Here is a 2,430-nt window from a genome sequence, read left to right as displayed (position 1 = left end):
CCACGCCGCCATCGCCGCGCTGGCCAAGGAAGGCAAGATGACCGGCAAGGACGTGGCCCGCGCCATCAAGCAGTACAAGATTGATGTGGAGAAGGCGAACCCGGTTGGGGTTTGATCATCGGAAGCGCGCTAATGTGAGAGAGGGCGGCTGAATGGCCGCCCTTTTCGTTGAGTGCTTCAGGTTGGACGCGAACGGAAAAACCAGATGGACAATGCTCCAGCCGGTGGCTAGCATCGCCCTAAAGACATGGGGCATAGGAAATGCGGCCATTGTTTCTCACATTTGTTGCCATCCTCGCACTAGGGTTTTCGAGTGCGAGTATTGCCGTATCGTCGCAACATGGTAGTCAGCTTGCGCCGCTCCGGGGGTTGTTTCAGATGCCGGAGGATCGGGTTGACTTGGCCGGTGCCAAACTTACGATTGATCGCCTGATCGATCCGACGATTGACGCGGGTGCAGTGTTGCGTGAACTCGACCAATTGACGACTGCCGTCAAGCGTCGTACGCCCGCCGGGCTTACCAAGCGTGCTGAGCTGGAAGTGCTGCTGGACACGCTCTATAGGCCGAGCCCTTGGAATGACAATAGGCCATTCTCTTACGATCTAAACGACCCTTTCGGCAAGAACCGACAAAACAAACTGCTGGCCACTTATTTGATCACGCGCAAGGGAAACTGCGTGTCCATGCCGGTTCTGATCGCCGTCCTGGGGCAGCGTTTGGGCTTGATCATGACGTTGGCCACTGCGCCTGGTCATGTCATGGTCAAGTTCGTTGACGATGAGGGTCGCTGGCTCAATGTCGAAGCAACCGCAGGTGGATTCAAGGCCGATAGCAGCTACGAGCGCGAGACAGGAATCACGCCACTTGCCATCCAACACGAAATCTACTTGCGTCCACTGAGCCCACGAGAAGCGGTTGGCGTCATGGCCAGTACCTTGATGGAGCAATACGCGGCCCAGCAACGCGGAGACGATCTGCTGGCCGTTGCTGAAATGGCGCTAGCCGCCAATCCAAAGGATACGGTGGCGATGGTTCAGAAGGCGAATGCCTACTACCTGCAACTCCAGGATCGCTATGTTCGCAAATATCCGCGCGCGGAAGATATCCCCCAAAACGAACGGGCCGATTTCCAGCGGTTGAGCAGAGAAAATCTGGCTTGGTTCGCCAAGGCGAAGCAACTGGGCTGGGCGCCACAGACACCCGAGCAAGAAGAAAAGTATCTACAATCCATCCAGCGCCAGAATGGGCAAAGGGAGCAACTATGAGTAGAAGGACGTATCCAACGCTAGGACTCGCTTTGCTGCTAGCAACGAGCAGCGTACATGCCCGCTTCGTTTCTGTTGATCCAGTGAAGGCTGAATCCAACAAAGGGACCAACTTCAATCGCTACTACTACGGAAACAACAACCCTTACAAGTTCACTGATCCCGATGGCCGTATATCCGTGATTGAGGGCGACGAGAAGTATAAACAACAGGTTAAGTCGGTTCGGGACGACGTTTCAAATGCAAACCCTGAGCTAAAATCCAGGATTGAAACGATGGATAAATCTACCAATATCCACAGAATTGTCCCCGCATCCGAAAACCCAAAAGTTCCCAATTCGCCTGCCAATGTTGGCGAAGGCGGAACGCTCGCGGACGAATCAAATGGAGTGGGGACCGGTTCCGTAACTTACTTTGATCCAGCTCAAACGATCACATCGGCGAACGGTGTTGTTAGTGGGCCGGGCGAAGTTTTCTCCCACGAATATACTGGCCATGGCTTTGATAAAGACCAAGGAACTATCGATAGGTCAATCAACCCTGATACTGGGAAAATGCGCAGCGAAGAAAAAGCCATCGATGCAGAACTGAAGTATAGGCAAGGGACTGGAAATGAACTTAGAAATTGATGGATACTCAGGGCGACGCATAGTTTTCGTATGCATAAGCATGTTCTTTCTGATGAGCGCTTGTGCATCAGAAGATAAGTTGGTTATTTCGGTGCCCATGACCAAACCCGTTTCATCACAGCTTTCTGGCAATGATGTTCTCCAAGCTAACGTCAACCAGGATCTGGTGTCCGCTGCCATTTCTGACGCGAAGAGCACGGTGGGTAAGTCCGTCTCATTTCTCAAACTCATAAGAAATGGCGATGGTATTATCTACTATGTTTTCCTGATTGATCGCGTAGATGACAATTTCCTTGTTTATCAATCAAATAGCGATAACACAGGTTTTACTAGGAAATTTTATTACGCTGCTTTGCATCTATAGAACGATAAAGAAAGAGTGGAAAAACGGGGTCAGGAAAAACGGGGTCAGGTTCACTTATCTGTCGCAGCGGGCTGCCTTCGTGGGCGGTGAGCGGGTCGAACGCCTGCAAACCGTAGGGTCTTGGCTTCGACCATGCTGCGGAAAGCATCCCGTCCGAGTGCACGCTGCTGC

The 2,430-nt window shown here is 52.4% G+C and carries 3 protein-coding genes; 2 read left to right on the top strand and 1 reads right to left on the bottom strand.

Going from position 1 to position 2,430, the window contains the following annotated elements; all coding sequences use genetic code 11:
* Positions 1 to 399 precede the first annotated feature (399 nt).
* Both CRO39_RS20165 and CRO39_RS20695 read left to right on the top strand, forming a co-directional pair.
* On the top strand, positions 400 to 1,266 hold the full coding sequence (locus tag CRO39_RS20165) for a transglutaminase family protein (protein ID WP_162125986.1): 867 nt from the start codon (positions 400 to 402) through the stop codon (positions 1,264 to 1,266).
* Positions 1,263 to 1,895: an RHS repeat-associated core domain-containing protein gene (locus CRO39_RS20695; RefSeq protein WP_141400888.1), complete on the top strand. Its 633-nt coding sequence runs from the start codon at positions 1,263 to 1,265 to the stop codon at positions 1,893 to 1,895. The genes CRO39_RS20165 and CRO39_RS20695 overlap by 4 nt, the downstream gene beginning before the upstream one ends.
* Positions 1,896 to 2,224: 329 nt before the next feature.
* On the opposite strand, the gene CRO39_RS21120 is transcribed toward CRO39_RS20695, so the two are convergent.
* The coding region (locus CRO39_RS21120; protein WP_217991850.1) for a hypothetical protein at positions 2,225 to 2,430 on the bottom strand (206 nt) is incomplete at its 5' end.

The sequence above is a fragment of the Pseudoxanthomonas wuyuanensis genome, from assembly GCF_900215535.1.
Taxonomy (GTDB): Bacteria; Pseudomonadota; Gammaproteobacteria; order Xanthomonadales; family Xanthomonadaceae; genus Pseudoxanthomonas_A; species Pseudoxanthomonas_A wuyuanensis.
The sequence above is the reverse complement of the archived record's forward strand: the minus strand, read 5'-3'. Positions and strand labels throughout refer to the sequence as shown.